This window comes from Arthrobacter sp. MYb227 (genome assembly GCF_002975435.1).
Lineage (GTDB): Bacteria > Actinomycetota > Actinomycetes > Actinomycetales > Micrococcaceae > Paeniglutamicibacter.
This window is the reverse complement of the sequence record NZ_PCPT01000006.1, coordinates 147127-165457: the sequence shown is the minus strand read 5'-3', so window position 1 is coordinate 165457 and position 18331 is coordinate 147127. Positions and strand designations below refer to the sequence as shown.

The 18331-nt window shown below is 55.8% G+C and carries 21 protein-coding genes and 1 riboswitch; of the genes, 6 read left to right on the top strand and 15 right to left on the bottom strand.

All coding sequences use genetic code 11. The annotated features are described in order from the left end of the window. Window positions 1-16: 16 nt before the first annotated feature. Window positions 17-1039: a hypothetical protein gene (locus CQ018_RS13560; RefSeq protein WP_105550533.1), complete on the bottom strand. Its 1023-nt coding sequence runs from the start codon at window positions 1037-1039 to the stop codon at window positions 17-19. Between the two features lie 4 nt (window positions 1040-1043). Next, a complete protein-coding gene (locus CQ018_RS19890) occupies window positions 1044-1442 on the bottom strand; it encodes a hypothetical protein (protein WP_146111912.1) in 399 nt (132 codons plus the stop codon). A 43-nt stretch (window positions 1443-1485) separates the two neighbouring features. Between CQ018_RS19890 and CQ018_RS19885 the strand changes: the two genes are divergently transcribed. Then, complete coding sequence (locus CQ018_RS19885) at window positions 1486-1875, top strand: hypothetical protein (protein ID WP_146111911.1); 390 nt, start codon at window positions 1486-1488, stop codon at window positions 1873-1875. A gap of 124 nt (window positions 1876-1999) precedes the next feature. On the opposite strand, the gene CQ018_RS13550 is transcribed toward CQ018_RS19885, so the two are convergent. Then, entirely contained in the window at window positions 2000-2809 is an 810-nt protein-coding gene (locus CQ018_RS13550; RefSeq protein WP_105550531.1) for a GAP family protein, read from the bottom strand. 126 nt (window positions 2810-2935) lie between these two features. Here CQ018_RS13550 and CQ018_RS13545 point away from each other — a divergent pair, with 126 nt between their 5' ends. From CQ018_RS13545 to CQ018_RS20095, 4 genes are all read left to right on the top strand, one after another. Beyond that, window positions 2936-4171 (top strand): sensor histidine kinase, encoded by a 1236-nt coding sequence (locus tag CQ018_RS13545; protein WP_105550530.1) that lies wholly within the window; start codon window positions 2936-2938, stop codon window positions 4169-4171. Window positions 4172-4229: 58 nt separating this feature from the next. Next, window positions 4230-4922: a response regulator transcription factor gene (locus CQ018_RS13540; protein ID WP_105550529.1), complete on the top strand. Its 693-nt coding sequence runs from the start codon at window positions 4230-4232 to the stop codon at window positions 4920-4922. Window positions 4923-5207: 285 nt separating this feature from the next. Next, window positions 5208-5822, top strand: a complete 615-nt coding sequence (locus CQ018_RS13535) for an MFS transporter (protein WP_105550528.1) — start codon at window positions 5208-5210, stop codon at window positions 5820-5822. A 166-nt stretch (window positions 5823-5988) separates the two neighbouring features. Next, window positions 5989-6135, top strand: coding sequence for a hypothetical protein (locus tag CQ018_RS20095; protein WP_181149894.1), 147 nt, complete (start codon window positions 5989-5991; stop codon window positions 6133-6135). Here CQ018_RS20095 and CQ018_RS13530 read toward each other — a convergent pair. Next, window positions 6125-6481, bottom strand: a complete 357-nt coding sequence (locus tag CQ018_RS13530) for a VOC family protein (RefSeq protein ID WP_105550527.1) — start codon at window positions 6479-6481, stop codon at window positions 6125-6127. The two genes, CQ018_RS20095 and CQ018_RS13530, sit on opposite strands and share 11 nt — an antisense overlap. 164 nt (window positions 6482-6645) lie before the next feature. Here CQ018_RS13530 and CQ018_RS13525 point away from each other — a divergent pair, with 164 nt between their 5' ends. Further along, window positions 6646-6861: a hypothetical protein gene (locus tag CQ018_RS13525; protein ID WP_105550526.1), complete on the top strand. Its 216-nt coding sequence runs from the start codon at window positions 6646-6648 to the stop codon at window positions 6859-6861. A gap of 41 nt (window positions 6862-6902) precedes the next feature. On the opposite strand, the gene CQ018_RS13520 is transcribed toward CQ018_RS13525, so the two are convergent. From CQ018_RS13520 to glyA, 11 genes are all read right to left on the bottom strand, one after another. Then, window positions 6903-7973, bottom strand: a complete 1071-nt coding sequence (locus CQ018_RS13520) for an ABC transporter ATP-binding protein (RefSeq protein WP_258142617.1) — start codon at window positions 7971-7973, stop codon at window positions 6903-6905. A 38-nt stretch (window positions 7974-8011) separates the two neighbouring features. Further along, window positions 8012-9553, bottom strand: a complete 1542-nt coding sequence (locus CQ018_RS13515; protein ID WP_258142612.1) for an iron ABC transporter permease — start codon at window positions 9551-9553, stop codon at window positions 8012-8014. Window positions 9554-9610: 57 nt separating this feature from the next. After that, entirely contained in the window at window positions 9611-10624 is a 1014-nt protein-coding gene (locus CQ018_RS13510; RefSeq protein WP_105550524.1) for an iron ABC transporter substrate-binding protein, read from the bottom strand. A gap of 441 nt (window positions 10625-11065) precedes the next feature. Further along, window positions 11066-12178, bottom strand: a complete 1113-nt coding sequence (locus CQ018_RS13505) for an acyl-CoA desaturase (protein ID WP_181149893.1) — start codon at window positions 12176-12178, stop codon at window positions 11066-11068. A 349-nt stretch (window positions 12179-12527) separates the two neighbouring features. Beyond that, window positions 12528-12803, bottom strand: a complete 276-nt coding sequence (locus CQ018_RS13500; protein ID WP_105550523.1) for an SHOCT domain-containing protein — start codon at window positions 12801-12803, stop codon at window positions 12528-12530. A gap of 155 nt (window positions 12804-12958) precedes the next feature. Next, a complete protein-coding gene (locus tag CQ018_RS13495) occupies window positions 12959-13660 on the bottom strand; it encodes a response regulator transcription factor (RefSeq protein WP_105550522.1) in 702 nt (233 codons plus the stop codon). A gap of 42 nt (window positions 13661-13702) precedes the next feature. Beyond that, entirely contained in the window at window positions 13703-14035 is a 333-nt protein-coding gene (locus CQ018_RS19880; RefSeq protein WP_219844060.1) for a sensor histidine kinase, read from the bottom strand. A gap of 96 nt (window positions 14036-14131) precedes the next feature. Next, the gene (locus CQ018_RS13485; protein ID WP_105550520.1) at window positions 14132-14830 is read right to left on the bottom strand and encodes a histidine kinase; all 699 of its coding nucleotides are present in this window, start codon (window positions 14828-14830) and stop codon (window positions 14132-14134) included. Between the two features lie 136 nt (window positions 14831-14966). Further along, window positions 14967-15626 carry a PepSY domain-containing protein gene (locus CQ018_RS13480; protein WP_181149891.1) on the bottom strand — a complete coding sequence of 220 codons (660 nt, stop codon included), beginning with the start codon at window positions 15624-15626 and terminating at the stop codon, window positions 14967-14969. A gap of 201 nt (window positions 15627-15827) precedes the next feature. Continuing rightward, entirely contained in the window at window positions 15828-16709 is an 882-nt protein-coding gene (locus tag CQ018_RS13475; protein WP_105550518.1) for a bifunctional methylenetetrahydrofolate dehydrogenase/methenyltetrahydrofolate cyclohydrolase, read from the bottom strand. A 159-nt stretch (window positions 16710-16868) separates the two neighbouring features. Next, on the bottom strand, window positions 16869-18149 hold the full coding sequence (gene glyA, locus CQ018_RS13470; protein WP_308729183.1) for a serine hydroxymethyltransferase: 1281 nt from the start codon (window positions 18147-18149) through the stop codon (window positions 16869-16871). Window positions 18150-18212: 63 nt separating this feature from the next. Continuing rightward, a riboswitch (ZMP/ZTP riboswitch) is annotated at window positions 18213-18301 on the bottom strand. Window positions 18302-18331: the final 30 nt, after the last annotated feature.

The window sequence follows — 18331 nt, the reverse complement described above, 5'->3', positions numbered from 1 at the left end:
ACTATTCAGCAGAGATTCAGCGCTGAATTGAAGGCGAGAACGCATGTTCAAGGAATAACCGTGGTTTGCTGTCATTTTGTAGTGTCAAAGAAAAGATGTCTGCATCTCCGGGGCTATCGGCCCGGGCCTGTCCAAAGAGCAAGGTTTCGGAGTCAAGCCATTCAAGTTGGTCATCGAAGCTAGTCTCCAATGGGTAAAGCGTCTCGGTTCCTTGAGAAAGATCTTGAACGGCAATATCCCAATGCACAGGTACCGAATCGGCACGCTTTTTCTTATACGCAATGAACTTCCCATTAGGCGAAATGGAGGGACACTCCGCATTCTCACTGACCGCTGTTAAAGTTCGGTCCGATAGTGAGCCACGCATCAACCAGGTCTGTTTCCCGGAAGCCGCTGTGGCATAAAACGTATTGGCGTCCTTGGCAAAACTGACACCCCAGACATTACGGTCTTCAGCGGTCAATGTTTTTCCATCAACCAATAGGGTGAAATCCTGTAAGTTTCCATAGTCTTTTCCGCCCGGGGCCGAGATCGTTGTCTTGGTGGAGAAACCCACTTGTTCATAAGACTCACCGGTGATGAAGGACGTTACCCCCACCATGCCCGTGGGTGAGACGCGGGTACGGCTAGGTTCACCCGGTAGCGATCCGGTAGCCAGCAATTGACCACCCACACTGTAGACCTGCGAATCGTAGGTGGTGTTCATGCCACGGTTGACGCTGAGGCAAGAGAGCATGCCTCCGGTGCGGTAGACCCTGTCACACGATAGAGACGTCATAGTTCGGGTACCCGGCAGATCTGCCAACTCCACCCAACCGACTTTCCCATAATCTTGGAAATCGCGGGTGTCTCGGAAAACCACAGCATTCGACAGTGGAATCTCTTTCAGCCCTGATGGGTTCTCCTGGATGGTAGAAGTTGGCGCGGCGGAACGTTGCATGTATCCGGTAATTGACACGGCAGCAATTCCGCCAGCAACGAGTACCGCAATAGAAGCCATCATCGCTACCGGCCACGTTTTACGTTTTGCCTGCTGCATAGCCTTACTTTCCTGCCACAAAACTACCAAAGGCGGCGACAACCGTAGCGCCAGTTCCGGCAGTTCTTACCGTTGCGACAGTCGTATCTTTCCCATAGCCAAGAGTAATATTCTTGGCCCCGTCTGCCCCTGTTCCTCGGGTAGCCAGCCAGCCCTTCTTTGTTGCCGCATGCTCATAAAAAGACAACACCTGTTCCGGGGTCTTCGACGTCCTGTAATTTACAGCTACCTGGATATTTTTTCCCTGCGTGCTGACAGAAGAATCAACAATATGTGCACCCTCCGGAACTGGCAGGGCTTCGGCGGGAAATCCCTGCGTTAGCTTCCCCGAGGCAGTTCCTTCTTGAGGCGTTTTTCCGGAAATTGCGGGAGCTTTTTCAACAGATTTCGGCAGCGTTGTCACGCTCGGCTGCGGAGTCGAGGGAACCTCAAGCCGAGGTTTTTCAATGGCTGAGGCAGAAGGGGGCGATGCTGACGATGTGGATTGGGGGGCCTCGGTACCGGTTTGTTTCGTGGCAGTGGTTGGGTCTATGGGTTCCGACACCACAGCTGAGCCCGAAGGCGCAGGAGAGTTTTCGTTTGAGTTTTTCGGAGTTTCAGACACAGTTGTTGGGGTAACACTGGGGCTGGACGCAGCGTTCGGGCTAGAAATTGCATTTGAGCGAGACGCAGGATCCCGCGAGGCAAGATTGAAAATCACTGCCACAGCCATCAGCACCACGACAAGTCCAGCGGCCACTAAAAGCCACAATTTGCGCTGCACGTTTCCCCCAAATGTTGATCGGCTGCCTGATTTACAGCGGCAGCTTTCCCCCCCTTATGATCGTTGGGTTTAGCCTACAGGTCGAGGTTGACAACAGACCATGGTGTTTCCATCTTTTTCCTCTTCGTCGCACCGTTCCCCGGTGAGTTGCCAAGGCACCATGTGCTCACTCGCCAACCGCAAATGAGCTCAATGAGCTATTTGAAGGGATTCCAAGCGGCGTAAGGAAAGAGGAAGGACAAAGAAGAGCGCAAGAGCAGAAAACCCATGATGCCAACCACCCATGCGAGAGTTTCGCCCGAAGCCTTGGCTAACCAATCCGAGAGTTTGTCGAAAAGTTTGCTCAGCCGTTGACCAGCAACGGCGCGTGCCCCAATTACCACCAGTGCTGGCACAATCATGACCAGCGCATACAGCACCAGCAAACTCACCTGTATGGATACCGGTTTACCACTGCTGGCCAGCAATCCGATGGCACCAAGATACGGGAGCATTGTTGGTAGTTCGAGTAGACCCGCGGTAATGCCCAATAACGCGACTCCACGCTTAGTTCCCATTGCTTTATCTAACCTAGAACCCCAGCGTCCCTGGGCCGGAGGAGTCGGCGATGGGACGTTGATAGTTGTTCCGCTACCCGCCGGGCTTGTTGCCGTTACCGTTTGCTGAATAGCCTGTTTGGGTTTCCTGTTCATGGCAAAAGATCCAATAAACATACAGAGCCCCAGTACAAGCAATGCCCAACGTAATGCTGGTATTTCAAGAATCTCGCCGGTAAAAAATGCATCAAGCCAGCTGGCGCCCATGAGAATCAGCAGACCTATAGTCAGATAAAAGCCGGCAAGCACCATCAGGTAGAACACTGCCGAACGAAGCGCTGCCCCATCGCGGGCACGCAGCACCAGCCATATCGGAATCACCAAAGTACCGATGCTTGTCGAATCAATCAGGGCCAATATACCCAAACTCAGTAATAATCCGGTGGTTCCTAATGTGATGCCAAATGTCATGAAACCAGTGTGATCGCTCGGCGAATACTTCCGCGTCAGGCAAAGGACCCACAATACTGTCCTACTTTCGGAGGATAAGCGTGTGCCGCCCTTGGCTTTATCTCCGGAAACCAGCACGATGAAAGGGTGTCAGCACTTACCCCGGTGGGGCGTTCGGCCCCCGCATTCCGATTGGGGAAGATCTTCGTGGAAGATCTGGTCCCCGCATTGCTCTATGCGGTCCTCACTTGGATTTTTTTCTCCGCTGGATTCTCCAATTATTCGCATTCGTTGCTCGAAGAATTCTCTTGGTGGTGGCCGCTTCCACTGGCCATTGGTTGCGTAGCAATCCTGCTGCGCCGAATTCAGGTTCCGGTGTTTGCAGCAATTATTGCGCTCTGTGGCATTTGGCTGTTTTTATTGGGAAATACGGCAGGGTTCTTCTTACTTTTTGAGGCCGTATTTACCCTAGTGCTCTTGGGCAGTGCACGTCTTTCTCGTTTTACCGAGCATGGTGCGCTGGTGCTGACCGGTCTGTTGGTGGTGCTTATGTACTTCGTTACCGGTTCGGTGGCATTAACTGTGACGACGGGCCTGCTGGCGGGCGCAACTATATGGATGCCAGCCGAATGGGCAGGGAATGTACGCAAAGCACGAGATCTGGCTGTCAGTGAACGACAAACAGCTGAAGCTACAGCCCACGCGGCCACCATTCAGGCCCAAGCCCAGGCGCGAGAACATGACATGTTACTGACCGAGGAACGCACCTCCATGGCACGGGAGGTCCATGATGTGCTCTCGGCACGACTCTCGGCAATCGCTTTACAAAGTGGCGCGGCGCTAAATTCACCAAATAACACCGAACTAAATTCCAAAGTCATGGAGGAGATTCGTGTCCAAAGCGTTAAAGGGATCGAAGAACTCAATTCAATGATTCGGATGTTGCATCAGGGGTCTCCCTTGACACCTGTTGGAACACTTGCCGATATTCCCGCTCTTGTTTCGACCTATACGGTTGCCGGGGAACAGGTGGAATACAGCAATGACTTACCCCAAAACGGAAAGAAACTTGGTGCCTCGATACAGGCCGCACTCTATCGCGCCGCGAATGAGTCACTTATCAACTTTTCCAAGCACGCCCCCAATAGCCAACTCAAACTGGAGCTAAAACTTGTTGACGATTCAGTGCAATTCACTGCAAGTAACCCGCTGGTCCATCTCGATCCCGGAAAAACTAGGATGACATCTGTGCTCGGCACGGGGACCGGGTTGCGCAGCATGCACGCCCGAAGTACCGAACTTGGCGGACGATTCCATGCAACAAACACGGGAAACCAATTCGTCCTAAATATGTTTCTTCCCGCAGAAGAACTCCTGCACTAGTCATCACTCTCGCAATTATTAGCCACCTCGCTACCCCCTGACCTAAGGATTATTTTCAATGCAGCAGACCATTCAGGATCCACCGGCCACAGCTATCACGGTGCTACTCGTTGATGATCATGCTGCTATCCGTGTGGGCATGCGCATGGTTGTTGAGTCTGCAGAACATTTTGTAGTTGTTGGCGAAGCGGAGAACGGGTCCTCAGCGATTTCAATGGCCCGCGCGTTGCGCCCGGATATTGTCTTAATGGATCTTCGGATGCCGGTCATGGACGGTGTTGCGGCTACCGAACAGATCACCGGGCAGGGCCTGGCAAAGGTTCTGGTGCTAACGACTTTTGATCATGATGACTATCTTTTTGGCGCCTTACGTGCCGGAGCACAGGGCTTCTTACTCAAAACAGCTTCACCACAAAGCATCATTGATGCTATGCACGCGGTGGTGAACGGCGATCAAGTAATTTCCCCAGAGGTCACTCGCAAACTTGTCTCTGCCGCGCTAGAATCCCAAATTCCCGAACCGTTAGTGGAGTCACAGGTCGACCCACGCGAGGTACTCACCGAACGCGAACTACAAGTATTGCGCCAATTGGGTGCCGGACTCAGTAACTACAGCATCGGCCGCACCCTAGGAATCGGTGAGACGACGGTAAAGACCCATGTCTCACGGGTACTAAGCAAACTTGGGGTCAACTCACGGTTGCAAGCTGCGCTGCTTGCCCAAGGGACATTCAGTGAGATTGAAAGCTAAACAACGCACCGACCTGTGGGCTTACGAAGTGACCAGCCTTGAGCTTCAACCGCCTCAGCACGCCTAATAGAGCCATGATTTCGGCTTGGCTTGCTCCGCAAACATCGCTGTCTTCGTCAACGTCCACCCGTTTCTTTCAACTTTTGCATTATACGCGATAGCACGCTGCGCCGTTGGCGACGTCATGAGGTGGAGCAAGCGCAAGTATCTTTGTCATTGGTACGATCTTTGCTCGTTTCGGAGCCGGACCGTTGATGCAGCGGTTGGTGTTGCTGACCTGCTTTGGTGTTCATCATCCGTCCACACTTTTATCTGGCAACGGATTCATTGGCACTCACAATGGTCTTGCGGATCATACATGGATTGGCAGGCGGGCTGGGCTCTTCGGTGCTCGCAATGCTTGCCGTCTCTGGCATCCCAGCACATCGATTAGCCGAGGGCACCGGATACTTTGCATCTTCAACGGTTCCGGGCCCGGCATTTGGACCGTTCACCGGATTGTTACAGTTAAACACCGAGAATTCTGATGCAGTGGTGTGGACGGGAACCATTACCTCGGCGGTGGGATTCCTGCTGGTTTTGACCACGCGAGCACCGGCCCTAGCCAAGTCGACGGGCACGAATGAACCACATGGTTTCCTTTTACGCATTGTTGAACCGGCTGCGCTGCCGATGGCGTTGCGTGGTGGTTTGTTCATGGTTGGCCATTCCACGGTGGTGGCCTTTGTTTCCACACTGGGTGTCGAACGAGGCTTGGGTTCCGCAGTCTCTATCCTCTTCCTGATTTACGCGGCAACAATTCTGCGCTCCCGAGCATTTACCGGTCCGCTCATGGATCGACGCGGATTCACTCTTATGATTGGTGCAGGGATTCTTACTCTTCGCCATGGGGCTCATTAAGCCTGGGCCAGAGCTATTCGGGAATGATTTTAGGGCTCGCTACAGTAGTAATCGGTTTGAGGCGGGGAAATATGGTCTCCGGTGACCAGACAACCGCCATCTCCCGGGTACCCTCGCGCAAGCGGGGTGTGGGAACCCCAACGTTTTTCTGGGTATCGATGTAGGAATGGGCCTTGGCCCATTCCTCGTGGGAATCTTGGCCCAAGTGCACGGCATCGGAGCCACCTATATGTGGTTGGGTACAGCAATGATTCCGTTGCTGGCCCTGCACTGGTTATGGCAGGGCCGCAAAGTTCGTAAAGTTACCAGCTAACTAGGCAAAATGGGTGACTCTGTGGGTCTAGATACACCCGGAAGGTCTTAGACCCGGCCCCCATCGAGGTTGCCCCCATGGCAAGAACCTGAGTTTCTGCCAAGTCAAGATCCTTGACCTTGACGTCGATGTGAGCCTGCTGCGGATGAACATGTCCTGGCCATTCAGGAGCAATATATGGATCTACACGTTGGAAAGCAATTGCTGGACGGTCGGGGGCATCGCCTATGCCAACCCAATCATCGTCATTTTCAACACGAACCATTCCCAAAAGTTGTTCATAGAAGCTAGCCAATTTATCGGGATTTTCGCAGTCAATAACCAGTGCCTGCCACGTTCCAATCATGGTGGTTCCCCTTGCTATTCGGCGCGGGGAATCGGGTGTACCCCCGTGTATCACCACACCAGTATGACTTGCTAGATCAAGCAGTTCTAGTACAAAATCAAAACGCTCGGGATCGTTGTTTTATTTCGCTAAGGGGTGCCGCCGGTTCGTGCAACGATGGAGTCATGAATAAGAACACGATGTGGCTCTCGGCAATCTTCTTTGTGGTCTTCTTCGTACTGCTTGTTGCTTGTGGCGGATTGATGTGGTTCTGGTCATTCGACTATCAGTGGTGGGTCATTGCCCTGACAGCCGTTGGTGCTGCCCTACTCACGGCCCTGACTCTTACCGCGTTCGGTTTCGGCAAAAGACGCCAACCGCACACCCCTCATAGATCATGACTTCACGGGCGAGGTTGAATCCAGTGCCAAGAGTGTCTTCTTTATTCGGTAGGGAAGGCAACGCCTTCACCAATAACCCGCAGGTTTAATTTCATCCCGGGTCTAGCCATTGCCGCGTTCCAGTGTCTAATGGTGATGATTTCTCCGCCTCCAATGACACCTTCAACCGGGGAAAGTTTAATGCGGACAGTTGTCTCTGGACCGAAAAAGACGGTATCCACCACGGTTCCCTTGATGGGCCCATCTGCGGTAATTCTAATCTGTTCGGGGCGCAGCATTAGCCGTACCTGACCTTGAATGGTTGCGTGGCGTACCGGGATCCAGCCAAGTGAACAGCCGGCCAGGGAGCCTTGCAGCATCGCGTCGAGGATTACCGCATCACCTAGGAATTCGGCTGTATCTCGATCTGCGGGACGCGTATAGACGGAGAATGGGCTACCGGTCTGTGCCAAGGTTCCACCGCGCATGACGGCCACTTGATCGGCAAACGATAGAGCTTCCCCCTGATCGTGAGTTACAAGAATTGTTGTCACTTCCGCCTTATGAAGCACATCTGCAACTGCCTTACGTGTGGCGACCCGAAGTCCTGCATCCAATGCTGAGAAGGGCTCATCAAGGAGCATAAGTTTGGGTTTACGTGCCAAGGCTCGGGCCAAGGCAACCCGTTGTTGTTGACCTCCGGAAATTTCGTGTGGTTTACGCGCGCCCATTGAGGATTCGAGCGAAACCATATCCAGTAATTCGGCAACACGCTTGGCTCGTGCCGTGCGTCCACCGCTTGCCCACTGGCGTTCAAGACCAAAAGCAATATTCTGGGCGATACTCAGGTGCGGGAACAGCGCTCCGTCTTGGGCCACATATCCAATCTCGCGTTTGTGCGCTGGTACCCATGCATTGCCGGCAACGCTATAACCATTGAGCTCGATAGTTCCACCATCGGGATTTTCAAAGCCCGCAATCAAACGCAGCAGAGTTGTCTTTCCTGATCCCGAGGGACCCACGATTGCTGTGGTTCCTCCTTCGGCAATGGCAAGATTCACGCCATTGAGCACTTGTTTGGCACCAAAGCTCTTCACTAATTCGGTGGTTCGCAAGAAAGTCACCGTGGGCATCAACCCGGTTATTTTGTGAGGTCTGGGTGCTGCTTCGGTCATTGTCCGGCTGCTTTCTTTGATTGCTGGAACAGCAGGTAAGTCATGGGGGCCGCGATCAGGATCATCAGCAATGCGTAGGGAGCAGCACCCGCATAATCGATCTCACTACTCTTGGCCCAGAACGCTGTGGCCAGGGTGCGGGTGCCATTTGGTGCTAGTAAGAGCGTTGCGGTTAGCTCGTTGACGATTGCTAAAAAGACAAGTGCTGCTCCACCGGCGGCTGCCGGGGCGGTCAGTCGCAGAGTTACCTTGACGAAAGCAATGGTTGGCGAACGTCCAAGTGACCTTGCGGCTTCCTCAAGTTCCCGAGGTGCCTGGGCCAGCCCGGAACGAAGATTCACCAAGGCGCGTGGCAAGAACAATAAAATGTAGGCGGCCAATAACACGTAGGCGCTCTGATAGATTCCCGGCACCAATCGAATGCTGACCGTGACAAAGGCAAGGCCAACCACGATTCCGGGTAGCGAGCTGGTGATGTAGTTGGAAAGCTCAAGAAGTTTACTGAACCAGTTTGGGTGACGAACCGCAAGAAAAGCCATGGGGAAGGCAACGATACACGTCAGTGACGCACCGGCTAGGCCATAGCCCATGGTTTGTGTCAGCGCAGGAATCAATTTTGCTGGTTCCCACACCTCAATTCCCCCGGCAATCAGCCAACGGGTCACCGAATACATGGGCACCCCGGCTGCCATTAGGGTGAGGCCCAAGAGCGAGCATTGAGCAGGGATCTCATAGCGCCCCAGATGTAGTCGGGTGGCCAATCCTTGGGCACCAAAGCCCACCCGGGCATACCGTGCATTTCCGCGGGCTTTGGCCTCGGCGAGAAGCAGGATCATACAGAGGAAGACCAACACACTTGCAAGCATGTTTCCGGCGGCGCCGTTAAAGGTGGATTGGAATTGCACCATGATGGCGGTGGTGAAGGTATCGAACCTAATCATCGCAAACGCTCCGTACTCGGAGAGCAGATGCAATGAGACAAGCAAGGCTCCGCCGGCCATGGGAATCCGTAATTGTGGCAACACCACGCGGAAAAATACCGCCCAGGGCCCTAGTCCTAGCGAAGCAGCCAATTGTTCGATCGCTGGGTCAAGTCTGCCAAGGGTTGCTGCCACCGGAATGTAGATCAGGGGAAAATACGAAAGGGTGGCTATCAATGTTCCGGCGCTAAGCCCAGCCAACGATGGAATCGCCGAGGCCCAGGCATAGCTGTTAACGAATCCATGAATCGCCAGTGGGGCGGCAAGTCCAAGGGCCCACCAGCGGTAGCCGCGCAGCGTGGTGCGTTCAACCAGCCAGGCTCCGCCAACCCCAAGCACCAGACACAATGGGACGGTCAGCAACACCAATAAGATGGTGTTCAGCAGTAGTTCGCCAACGCGTGGTCGGATCACTAGCTCAATGACGGTTTCCCACCCGGTGGTGGCTGTCATGTAGATGACATAGGCAAGTGGAATCAGTGAAAACGAGGCGATAAGGATCGCCAAAATGGCCAGGCTCGAAATGCCCCATGGCGGGCGGGGGGCTTGTGCCCCCACCCGCCATGTTCGACTCCCGTATGTTGGTGGGTGTCGGTTGAGTCTTGCTCATCGGTGCTAAAGCAGTCCTGCCTTGGTCATAAGTTCAACGATCTTGGCCGAGTTCAATTTGGCCGGGTCAATGCTCGGGGCCTGCAAATCCTTCAGTGGCACAAGTTTTTCATTGGCGGCAATATCGGAACCTACCGGGTATTCGCATGAGGTCCCGCTCTTCAAGACTTCTTGGCCGCTTTTGCCCGTTACAAACTTCAGGAATTGCTGGGCTTCGGCCGAGTGCTTTGATGACTCGAGGACTCCACCACCGGATACCGAGACGAATGCTCCAGGGTCTTGGTTCTTGAAGTAGTACGGGGTGACGTTTTTGGAGTTCTCTCCGGTCTTGGCTTGATCCCCATAGTAGTAGTGGTAGATCAATGCGGCGTCTACTTCACCGGCATTCACGGCCTTCATGGCGGTCGAGTTGCCCTTGTAAGCCATGAAGTTTTCTTTCATTCCCGCGAGCCACTGCATTGTGACTTCCTCACCCTTGAGCTCAAGCAGAGCGGCAACGATTGCCTGGAAGTCAGCACCGGTTGGGGAGGCCGCCCATTTGCCCTTCCATTCTGGCTTTGCCAGATCCAGCATCGACTTCGGCAACTGGTCTGCGCTGATCTTCTTGGCATCGTAGACCAGCACGGTGGAGCGTGCTGCAATTCCTGTCCACTTATTGGTGGATGGACGGAAGTCGGTCGGAACCTGCGCGATGGTTGCTGCATCAATATCGGCGAATAGGCCCGCGTTCTCAACCTGCGCCATGGCTGGGGAGTTTTCGGTCAAAAATACATCTGCGGGTGAGGCTTTACCTTCCTGGATGATCTGGTTCGAAAGTTCTGTGTCCGATCCGTTGCGCACAGTGACCTTGATGCCGGTTTCCTTGGTGAAGGCATCTACCCACTCCTGGGTCAGGCTTTCATGCTGTGCGTTGTAGACAGTAATCCCTGCGGCGTCCGATGCTGCGGGAGCCTTGTCACCGGTTGAACATGCGGTAAGACCAAGGGTCGCCGTGGCAATGATGGCTAGGCCTGTCAACATTTTTTCGAATCGTCATGTGACGAAACTTTCTCATAGGGGAAGGTTTCTTAGGTACAGCTCGGTGTGAGCGGCACCTCTTTGTCCAACCTTAGGTATAGCTAACCTAATTCGCCAAACAATCTGCGACGCTATTTTTGCCGGCGGGTGCATGATGTGCAAAAAGTGCCACGCACAAGGCCGCATCTCTGATATCGTGCGGGTTTTAGGTCGCGCTCGAGAGGTCAAGTTTCCGCTAGTGAGATAAGTATTCGGGTTTGCCGCAGATCGTGCGGCAGTCCTATCATTCGAGCACAAAAGGACTCATTGTGAAATGAGTCACCGAGCTAGCCTGCTTGAGAACAAGGCAAAAACATTGCAGCAACGCTTAACGAACGATGCCCATGACGCTCGCTGCTGCGAGCATCATGGGCGTCGTTAAACGTGTGGAAGCTATTCACAACCCTAGTATGGGCGGAATTCGCCAACCATCGGGCAGTCAAATGGATCTCGCGCCGAAAGGCCCACCTTGTTCAGGTAGACAATGACCTGAGCGTAGGACTGGGTCACCGAGGCCACCGTGTAGGGAACCTTGAGTTCGTGGCAGTATTCACGCACAATCTTTGCCACCGGAGCCAGGTTGGCACGTGGCATCGAGGGGAAGAGGTGGTGCTCAACTTGGTAGTTCAAGCCGCCGAAAACGTGGGACAGGACTCTGTTGCCAAAGGCTGTGCGAGCCATAACGTTACGGCTTGTCAGCACCTGACGTGAAAAGAAGTCAATGCGTGATTCCTTGGGGATCATTGGCATTCCCTTGTGGTTGGGCGCAAATGAGGCGCCCATGTAAACACCAAATACCGCTAGCTGCACGCCGATGAAGGCCGAAGCGATGCCCACGGGTAGGAAGATGTAGATGGCAGCCACATAGAGAGAAAGTCTAATGAAGATCGAAATTATCTCGCGACGACGGTCCTTGACTCGTTCACCGGTAAACAAGTAGACAATTGAGTGCCGGTGAAGATTGAGCCCCTCAAGGGTCAACAACGGGAAGAATAGGTAACCCTGGCGTTGCGTGATCCATTTCAGCAGGCCCGTTGCCTTCTTGGCATCCTCGGTCTGGAACGAAATCGTATCGAATTCGATGTCCGGGTCCTTGCCAACGGTGTTTGGCATGGCGTGGTGCTTATTGTGCTTGTTCATCCACCACTGATAGCTGATGCCAACTACGAAGTTGGCCAAGAATCGACCAATTTTGTCGTTGGCCGGCCCCGAGGTCAAGATCTGCCGGTGTGACGCCTCATGTGCAAGGAAGGCGAACTGAGTCAGAAGGATTCCTACCGCTGCCGCAATGAGCAATTGATACCAGCTATCCCCTAACAGGATGAATCCGGTGACGGCACCGCCGAGGAGAACTGCTAAGACAATCCCCATACCAAGGTAGTGGCCCTTGCGTCGACCCAGGAGGCCTGCGTCGCGGACTCGGACTTTCAGGTGGCGGTAGTTGTTTGACCCGGCAGTTCCACGTGCAACACGTTTTTCTGAAGCTGGGGGGGTCAGGGTGGAACTCGAACTGCTCAAGGGTCACTCCCGGGGAGCCAGTTGGGCGACAAATTCAGTCGAAAGAACTGAAAGTCTCGGTTCCTATGTAATTGAGCATACGGCTAGTCGATGTGAACCACCTGATCGTTGCGTGATGACACCATATTTTTGATGCTGAAATCGGCATGAACTTTTGCGATACTATCGGTCAATCTCCCGCAAATGCCTATATTTCAAGGATTTTTCTCACCTTGCCATAATGCCGACACATAAGATATTTGGAATATATGGCTTGCGTCACACGATAGTTTTGACTCGCCGAGTTGACTGAACTCCGTGTCACGATCCACCCGCAATCCAGCCAACCCTATCGTGCAGGGATCGCCGATTATTTAGTGTGTAACCTCAATACCTCGAGCCGTTGCAGGTACTCTGTTTCGTCTATTTCACCGCGCGCAAAACGTTCACGTAGCACTCCCTCTGCTGTATGCGGGTCACCTTGTACCCGGTGGCGCCAGAACATCCGGCGGCTGAAGAAAATGAAGAAACCAATCAGCAGGATCCAGAAGATCGGGATCAGGATGAACCAGCCCGGTCCGTAACCCGGTCCCCACCCGTGGGCGGGCATTGCTGCGGCCAGGGCCGGAAGAATCGTGGTTGTCATTTTGGGGTGCTCCTCAAAGCATTGATGGTGGATTCGAGGCGGTTCGCCTCATGTATCCATTTTCTTCCCCATCGAGTGTTGCCGCATCGGCCCTCGGGAGACACCTTGGGGCACCGGATGTACTCCCTGCGGTGCAGTCATAAGGAGCTTCTGGATTAGTTCGGGTTCCGGCGAGGCGCCTGCACCTTCGGCAACGCACCTGGGGTGATCAACCCGCTCTCGTAGGCGATGACCACCAATCCAGTCCGGTCTCGCACGCCCATCTTCCCGATGATGCGCGAGACATGGGTCTTGGCGGTCAGCGGAGCGATGAAGAGCTGCTCGGCAATTTCGGTGTTGCTTTTCCCGGTGCCGATCAGCAGCAGGACCTCGCGCTCACGATCGGTCAGTATCTGGAGTGCGCTGGGTTCGGTTGGTGTTTTCGCCGGCGTGCTGGCCGCGACCTGGGCCAGCAGTTTGCGGGTCACCGAGGGAGAGAGCAGCGAGTCGCCCGCGGCCACGATCCGCACCGCGGCAATCAACTCCTCCGGTTCGGTGTCCTTGACCAGGAACCCGGAGGCCCCCGCACGAATGGAGTCCAGGATGTAGTCATCAAGTTCGAAGGTGGTGAGCATGATGACCCGGGTGTGTTCCAGTTCCGGCTCCGCGCTGATCGCTGCCGCAGCGGTGATGCCGTCCCCCTGCGGCATGCGGATGTCCATGAGCACGATGTCCGGCTTCAGTGCGCGGGCTTGGGCTACCGCCTGCACTCCGCTGGAGGCCTGTCCAAGCACCTCTATGTCGTCCTCCGCGCCCAGCAAGGCCGAGAAACCTGCTCTGATCAATGACTGGTCATCGACGATGAGTATGCCGATCATGCACTTACCTGCGTTTCCTCAGCTGATTTTTTGGTGTGGTTCCTAGACATGCTGGCTTCCGGGCGCCGGTAGCCACGCCACGATGCGGGTGCCCAGTGTAGGACTTCCCGGTACCCAGGCCGGGGTGATCTCCAGCATTCCACCGTGGGTACCCAGACGTTCGCGCATGCCGCCGATTCCGTTGCCCTCGGCGGCGGCTCCCATGCCAACGCCGTCATCCGTGATGCCCACGGAGGCGTGTTCGCCATCGAGTTCCACGGCCACCATGACGTTCCTGGCATGAGCATGGCGTACCACGTTGGTCAGCGATTCCTGCACGACCCTGTAGAGGATGTTTTCCACTCGCTCGTCGACCCAATCCGGGGGCGGCAGCACCGGCGGGGTGAAAGCGATCGACAGATTGGCACCGCGGACCCGCTGGATAAGTTCACCGAGCTGTTCCAGCCGCTGGCTGGGAACTCGGGGCGCATCCTAGCGCAGGACGGCGAGCACCTCGCGGACCTCCACAAGCGCTTCCTTGGACCCGGCCTTGATGTTTTCCAACGCCTCGTACATGAGGTGCGGATCCTTGTTGTTCTTGGCCAGGTGGAGGGCCACCGAGGCTTGGACATTGATCATGGACAGCGAGTGGGCCACCACGTCATGGATATCTCGGGCCAACACCAGCCTCTCCTCGTCGCGTTGGTGCCTGGCCCGCTCGGTAGCCGCCTTGCGGTATTCGTCCCGCCGGGCCTTGGCGCTGCGCCCCAGCTCGCCGGCCAGCAGGACCACGATCAGCCACACCAGCACAAAGAAGACACGTGTGCTTTGTCCGTGTTGCAGGGCCGTGAGCAGGAACCCGAATCCTGCAGCCGCTGCACTCCCCCATGCCCACCAGCGGGCCCCGGCCAACACGGCCAGGACAAGGCCTGTGGCAAAGGAGAGGGGAAACGGGCCCCAGGGGAAGCCCGCTGCCATGTATCCCACCGTCACCGCGGCAATGCCCGCCACCATGGGTCCTGGAACTTTCCGACGCAGCAATAACAATGCTGGCCCTGCGAGCAGCAAGAGAGCTGCGGGCAAAGAAACCGTTTGCCCCACACGGTGTGCCGCAAAGTGGGTGCCAACTATCTGAATAACCGCCAGAACCACCGGCAAGATTCCCAGCGGCGGACGGCGTCGGTTGGTCATGAGTCGAGACTACTGCCTACTGAGCCTCACGGTCGTCCACCTGCGGCCGTAGTGTGCTGTACACCAACGGGAGTATCTGGCTCCGTCTGTGCCGCTCGGCCTATCTACACCGGAGCTGTTCCCGATTACTGGGTCGCTAGTCAAGCTCGTTCTTCAATACCGCGCCGGTCATCGCGTCAAGATAGATCTCTCGGGTCTGGGAATCTTCCTTGACCTCGGCCTCCCAGGTGGTGGTGCCACGCCAGGAATCTAAGTCAAGTTCGTCGATGAGTCCCTGCGGTGATTCCTTTTCCACCATCTGCGCCGCGGCAATGACGTCTATCTTCGCCGAATCCACCAAGGACCTGTACCGTTGCAGGACGTTGGAGCCTAGGCGCTGTTCACTCGGGCCGGATAGCACTGTTGTCCCATCGGCCGAGATATGCACCTCATGTTCGGTGTCTTGCTTCGTGAATACCGAGACTTCCCAGGTTCCGGCATCCTTGGATTCAATGGATGTCACGGTTCCCTCGATGGCGCTTTGGGCGCTTTGGGCGGCCTTGGCAAGTGCTGCGTACCGAGTACTGGCAGCTGTGGCTCCGGTGTCTTGGGATGAGCCTGCCGTTGGCGTGCTTGGTGCGGGGGTGCTTATTGTAGGGCTTTCGGGTACTGGTAACTGGCTTGGCGTGGCTGTCACCGTCACAGTTGACTGCGGTGGGGTCTGACCGCTGCAACCGGCAAGTGCCAATGCAGCCACACCCACCATGGTCAGGGCCGGGAGGAGGTGGAAACGCCGGGCACGAATTGCGGGTGTCATAGAAAAGCCTTTCATGGTGGCCCGTATCCGGCAGGAACTCCGGTGCACCACCTCTACAGCAAGGGAGTTCCGGGCTTCATCCCCCACCCTAGGCGGCATCCGATCCGGGACCAAGGGGCGTACACCTAAGCAAAACGGCCGTCGTGCCGAACCCCTTGGCAGGATCCGGCACGACGGCCGTTGTACGTTTCTGCTGCCGGACTAAAGTCCCGCGGCGCGCTCGGCTGATTCAACCACGTTGGCAAGCAGCATGGCACGAGTCATCGGGCCCACACCGCCGGGGTTCGGGGAGATCCACGAGGCAACTTCGTAGGCAGCGGGCTCAACGTCGCCCGTGACAACTGCCTTGCCGTTTTCGTCATTGACTCGCGACACACCAACGTCAAGCACGATGGCGCCTGGCTTCAGGTCCTTGGCCTTGATCATGTGCGGGGAACCTGCAGCTGCGATGACCACATCGGCGGTTGCCAGCTCGGCGGCTAAATCCTTGGTGCCGGTGTGGGCTAGGATCACCGTTGCGTTGATATCGCGGCGGGTGAGCAGCAAACCAATGGGGCGACCAATTGTCACTCCGCGGCCAACTACTAGAACGCGCTTGCCATTGAGGTCAATGCCGTGACGTTCCATTAATTCCACGCAGCCCTTAGGCGTGCAAGGAAGCGGGGAGGCCATCGGACGGTTTACGTTGGCCACCAGACGGCCCAGGTTCATTGGGTGTAGTCCGTCGGCGTCCTTGTTCGGGTCCATTGCCTCGAGGATGACGTCCTGGTCGATGTGCTTGGGAAGTGGCAGCTGAACGATATAGCCGGTGCATTCCGGGTTCTCATTGAGCTCGCGAACCTTGGCCAGCAAATCTTCCTGGCTGGTTTCTTCCGGAAGGTCGACACGGATGGACTTGATTCCAACTTCTGCGCAATCCTTGTGTTTGCCACCCACGTACCAGGTGGAGCCCGGGTCGGAGCCAACAAGGATGGTGCCAAGGCCCGGGGTAATACCCTTGCTCCGCAACACAGCAACGCGGTCGGTAAGTTCGGCCTTAATGGCGGCGGCCGTCGCCTTGCCATCTAGAATCTGTGCGGTCATGTAATGAAGCTCCGTTTCAAAAAATATTGCATGTCATCAAAAGTGTGAGCGCCGGGCCCGCTGGGGGTGCATTCCCCGCGCTCACACTCTCTGAGAGCAGTGATAAGTTCTTAGTTCCGATCTTGGCAGACCAAGAACCGTTTTGTTGCTTTGTGGTTTTTAGTCCAGGCCCGGGTACAACGGGAAAGCTGCGGCCAAGGCCTCGACGCGGGCACTCAGTGCCGCCTTGTCTGCGTTCTGTCCGTCGCGTAGCGCGATACCAATAATGTCGGCAACCTCGGTAAAGGCCGCAACGTCAAAGCCGCGAGTTGCCAGTGCCGGGGTGCCGATGCGCAGGCCCGAGGTGGTCATCGGCGGGCGCGGGTCAAACGGTACCGAGTTGCGGTTCACGGTGATGCCGATTTCATGCAGCAAATCTTCTGCTTGCTTGCCATCGAGCTCCGAGTTGCGCAGGTCAACTAGCACCAGGTGCACATCGGTGCCGCCGGTCAGCACAGAGACGCCTGCCTCGGTGACATCTGCTGCGGTGAGACGCTCGGCCAAAAGCTTGGCGCCTTCAAGGGTGCGCACCTGACGGTCGGCAAACTCTTCGCCTGCAGCAATCTTGAAGGCAACCGCCTTTCCGGCGATTGCATGCATGAGCGGTCCGCCCTGGTGACCCGGGAAGACATTTGAGTTGATCTTCTTGGCCAGCTCGGCATCATTGGTCAGGATCAGCCCCGAGCGTGGACCTGCGAGGGTCTTGTGCACGGTTGAGGTGACAATATCTGCGTATGGAACCGGGTTTGGGTGCAGACCAGCGGCAACGAGTCCGGCGAAGTGGGCCATATCAACCCAGAGCAGCGCGCCAACTTCGTCGGCAATCGAACGGAATGCCGCGAAGTCCAGCTGCCGGGGGTAAGCGGACCAACCGGCGATGATAACCTGCGGCTTTTCGGCAATGGTCTGAGCGCGTAGCTTGTCCATGTCCACGCGGAAGGTATCTGGCTCAACTTCATAGGCGGCAACCTCGTAGAGCTTGCCGGAGAAGTTCAGCTTCATGCCGTGAGTGAGGTGTCCACCGTGTGCCAGGGAGAGACCAAGGATCTTGTCCCCGGGCTTGATCATTGCCGAGAGTGCCGCGGCGTTGGCGCTGGCGCCAGAGTGTGGCTGAACGTTTGCAAACTTTGAACCAAAGAGGGACTTCACGCGTTCAATGGCTAGGTTTTCTGCAACATCTACGTGTTCGCAGCCGCCATAGTAGCGACGGCCCGGGTAGCCTTCGGCGTACTTGTTGGTCAGGACCGATCCCTGTGCTTCGAGTACTGCGCGCGGGGCGAAGTTCTCCGAGGCGATCATTTCTAGGGTGTCGCGCTGGCGGCCAAGTTCAAGTTTCAGGACCTCGGCAATTTCCGGGTCAAGCTCGGCCAGGGACATGTTGGTCACGGTGTTGTTGTTCATGTTGAACTCCATCGGGGTGAGGGTTGTGCTTCGGGCAGGGAACATACTGACGAAATCTTTCAACCCCCGGGCCCAGGCGCGCGGTCCGTGGTTAACTGCTTGTGTCGCTCCCCGGTGGTTCACCCCACCCAACGCCAGTTGCGACACCTTCAATCTTAGACGGAATACTCAGTCACCACAGA

Coding starts and splice junctions, on each gene's coding strand:
- CQ018_RS13560 (WP_105550533.1), bottom strand. CDS start 1,039: ATGCAGCAGGCAAAACGTAAAACGTGGCCGGTAGCGATGATGGCTTCT.
- CQ018_RS19885 (WP_146111911.1), top strand. CDS start 1,486: ATGGCTGAGGCAGAAGGGGGCGATGCTGACGATGTGGATTGGGGGGCC.
- CQ018_RS13550 (WP_105550531.1), bottom strand. CDS start 2,809: ATGACATTTGGCATCACATTAGGAACCACCGGATTATTACTGAGTTTG.
- CQ018_RS13540 (WP_105550529.1), top strand. CDS start 4,230: ATGCAGCAGACCATTCAGGATCCACCGGCCACAGCTATCACGGTGCTA.
- CQ018_RS20095 (WP_181149894.1), top strand. CDS start 5,989: ATGGGCCTTGGCCCATTCCTCGTGGGAATCTTGGCCCAAGTGCACGGC.
- CQ018_RS13530 (WP_105550527.1), bottom strand. CDS start 6,481: ATGATTGGAACGTGGCAGGCACTGGTTATTGACTGCGAAAATCCCGAT.
- CQ018_RS13525 (WP_105550526.1), top strand. CDS start 6,646: ATGAATAAGAACACGATGTGGCTCTCGGCAATCTTCTTTGTGGTCTTC.
- CQ018_RS13520 (WP_258142617.1), bottom strand. CDS start 7,973: ATGCCCACGGTGACTTTCTTGCGAACCACCGAATTAGTGAAGAGCTTT.
- CQ018_RS13510 (WP_105550524.1), bottom strand. CDS start 10,624: ATGTTGACAGGCCTAGCCATCATTGCCACGGCGACCCTTGGTCTTACC.
- CQ018_RS13500 (WP_105550523.1), bottom strand. CDS start 12,803: ATGACAACCACGATTCTTCCGGCCCTGGCCGCAGCAATGCCCGCCCAC.
- CQ018_RS13495 (WP_105550522.1), bottom strand. CDS start 13,660: ATGATCGGCATACTCATCGTCGATGACCAGTCATTGATCAGAGCAGGT.
- CQ018_RS13485 (WP_105550520.1), bottom strand. CDS start 14,830: ATGACCAACCGACGCCGTCCGCCGCTGGGAATCTTGCCGGTGGTTCTG.
- CQ018_RS13480 (WP_181149891.1), bottom strand. CDS start 15,626: ATGACACCCGCAATTCGTGCCCGGCGTTTCCACCTCCTCCCGGCCCTG.
- CQ018_RS13475 (WP_105550518.1), bottom strand. CDS start 16,709: ATGACCGCACAGATTCTAGATGGCAAGGCGACGGCCGCCGCCATTAAG.
- glyA (WP_308729183.1), bottom strand. CDS start 18,149: ATGAACAACAACACCGTGACCAACATGTCCCTGGCCGAGCTTGACCCG.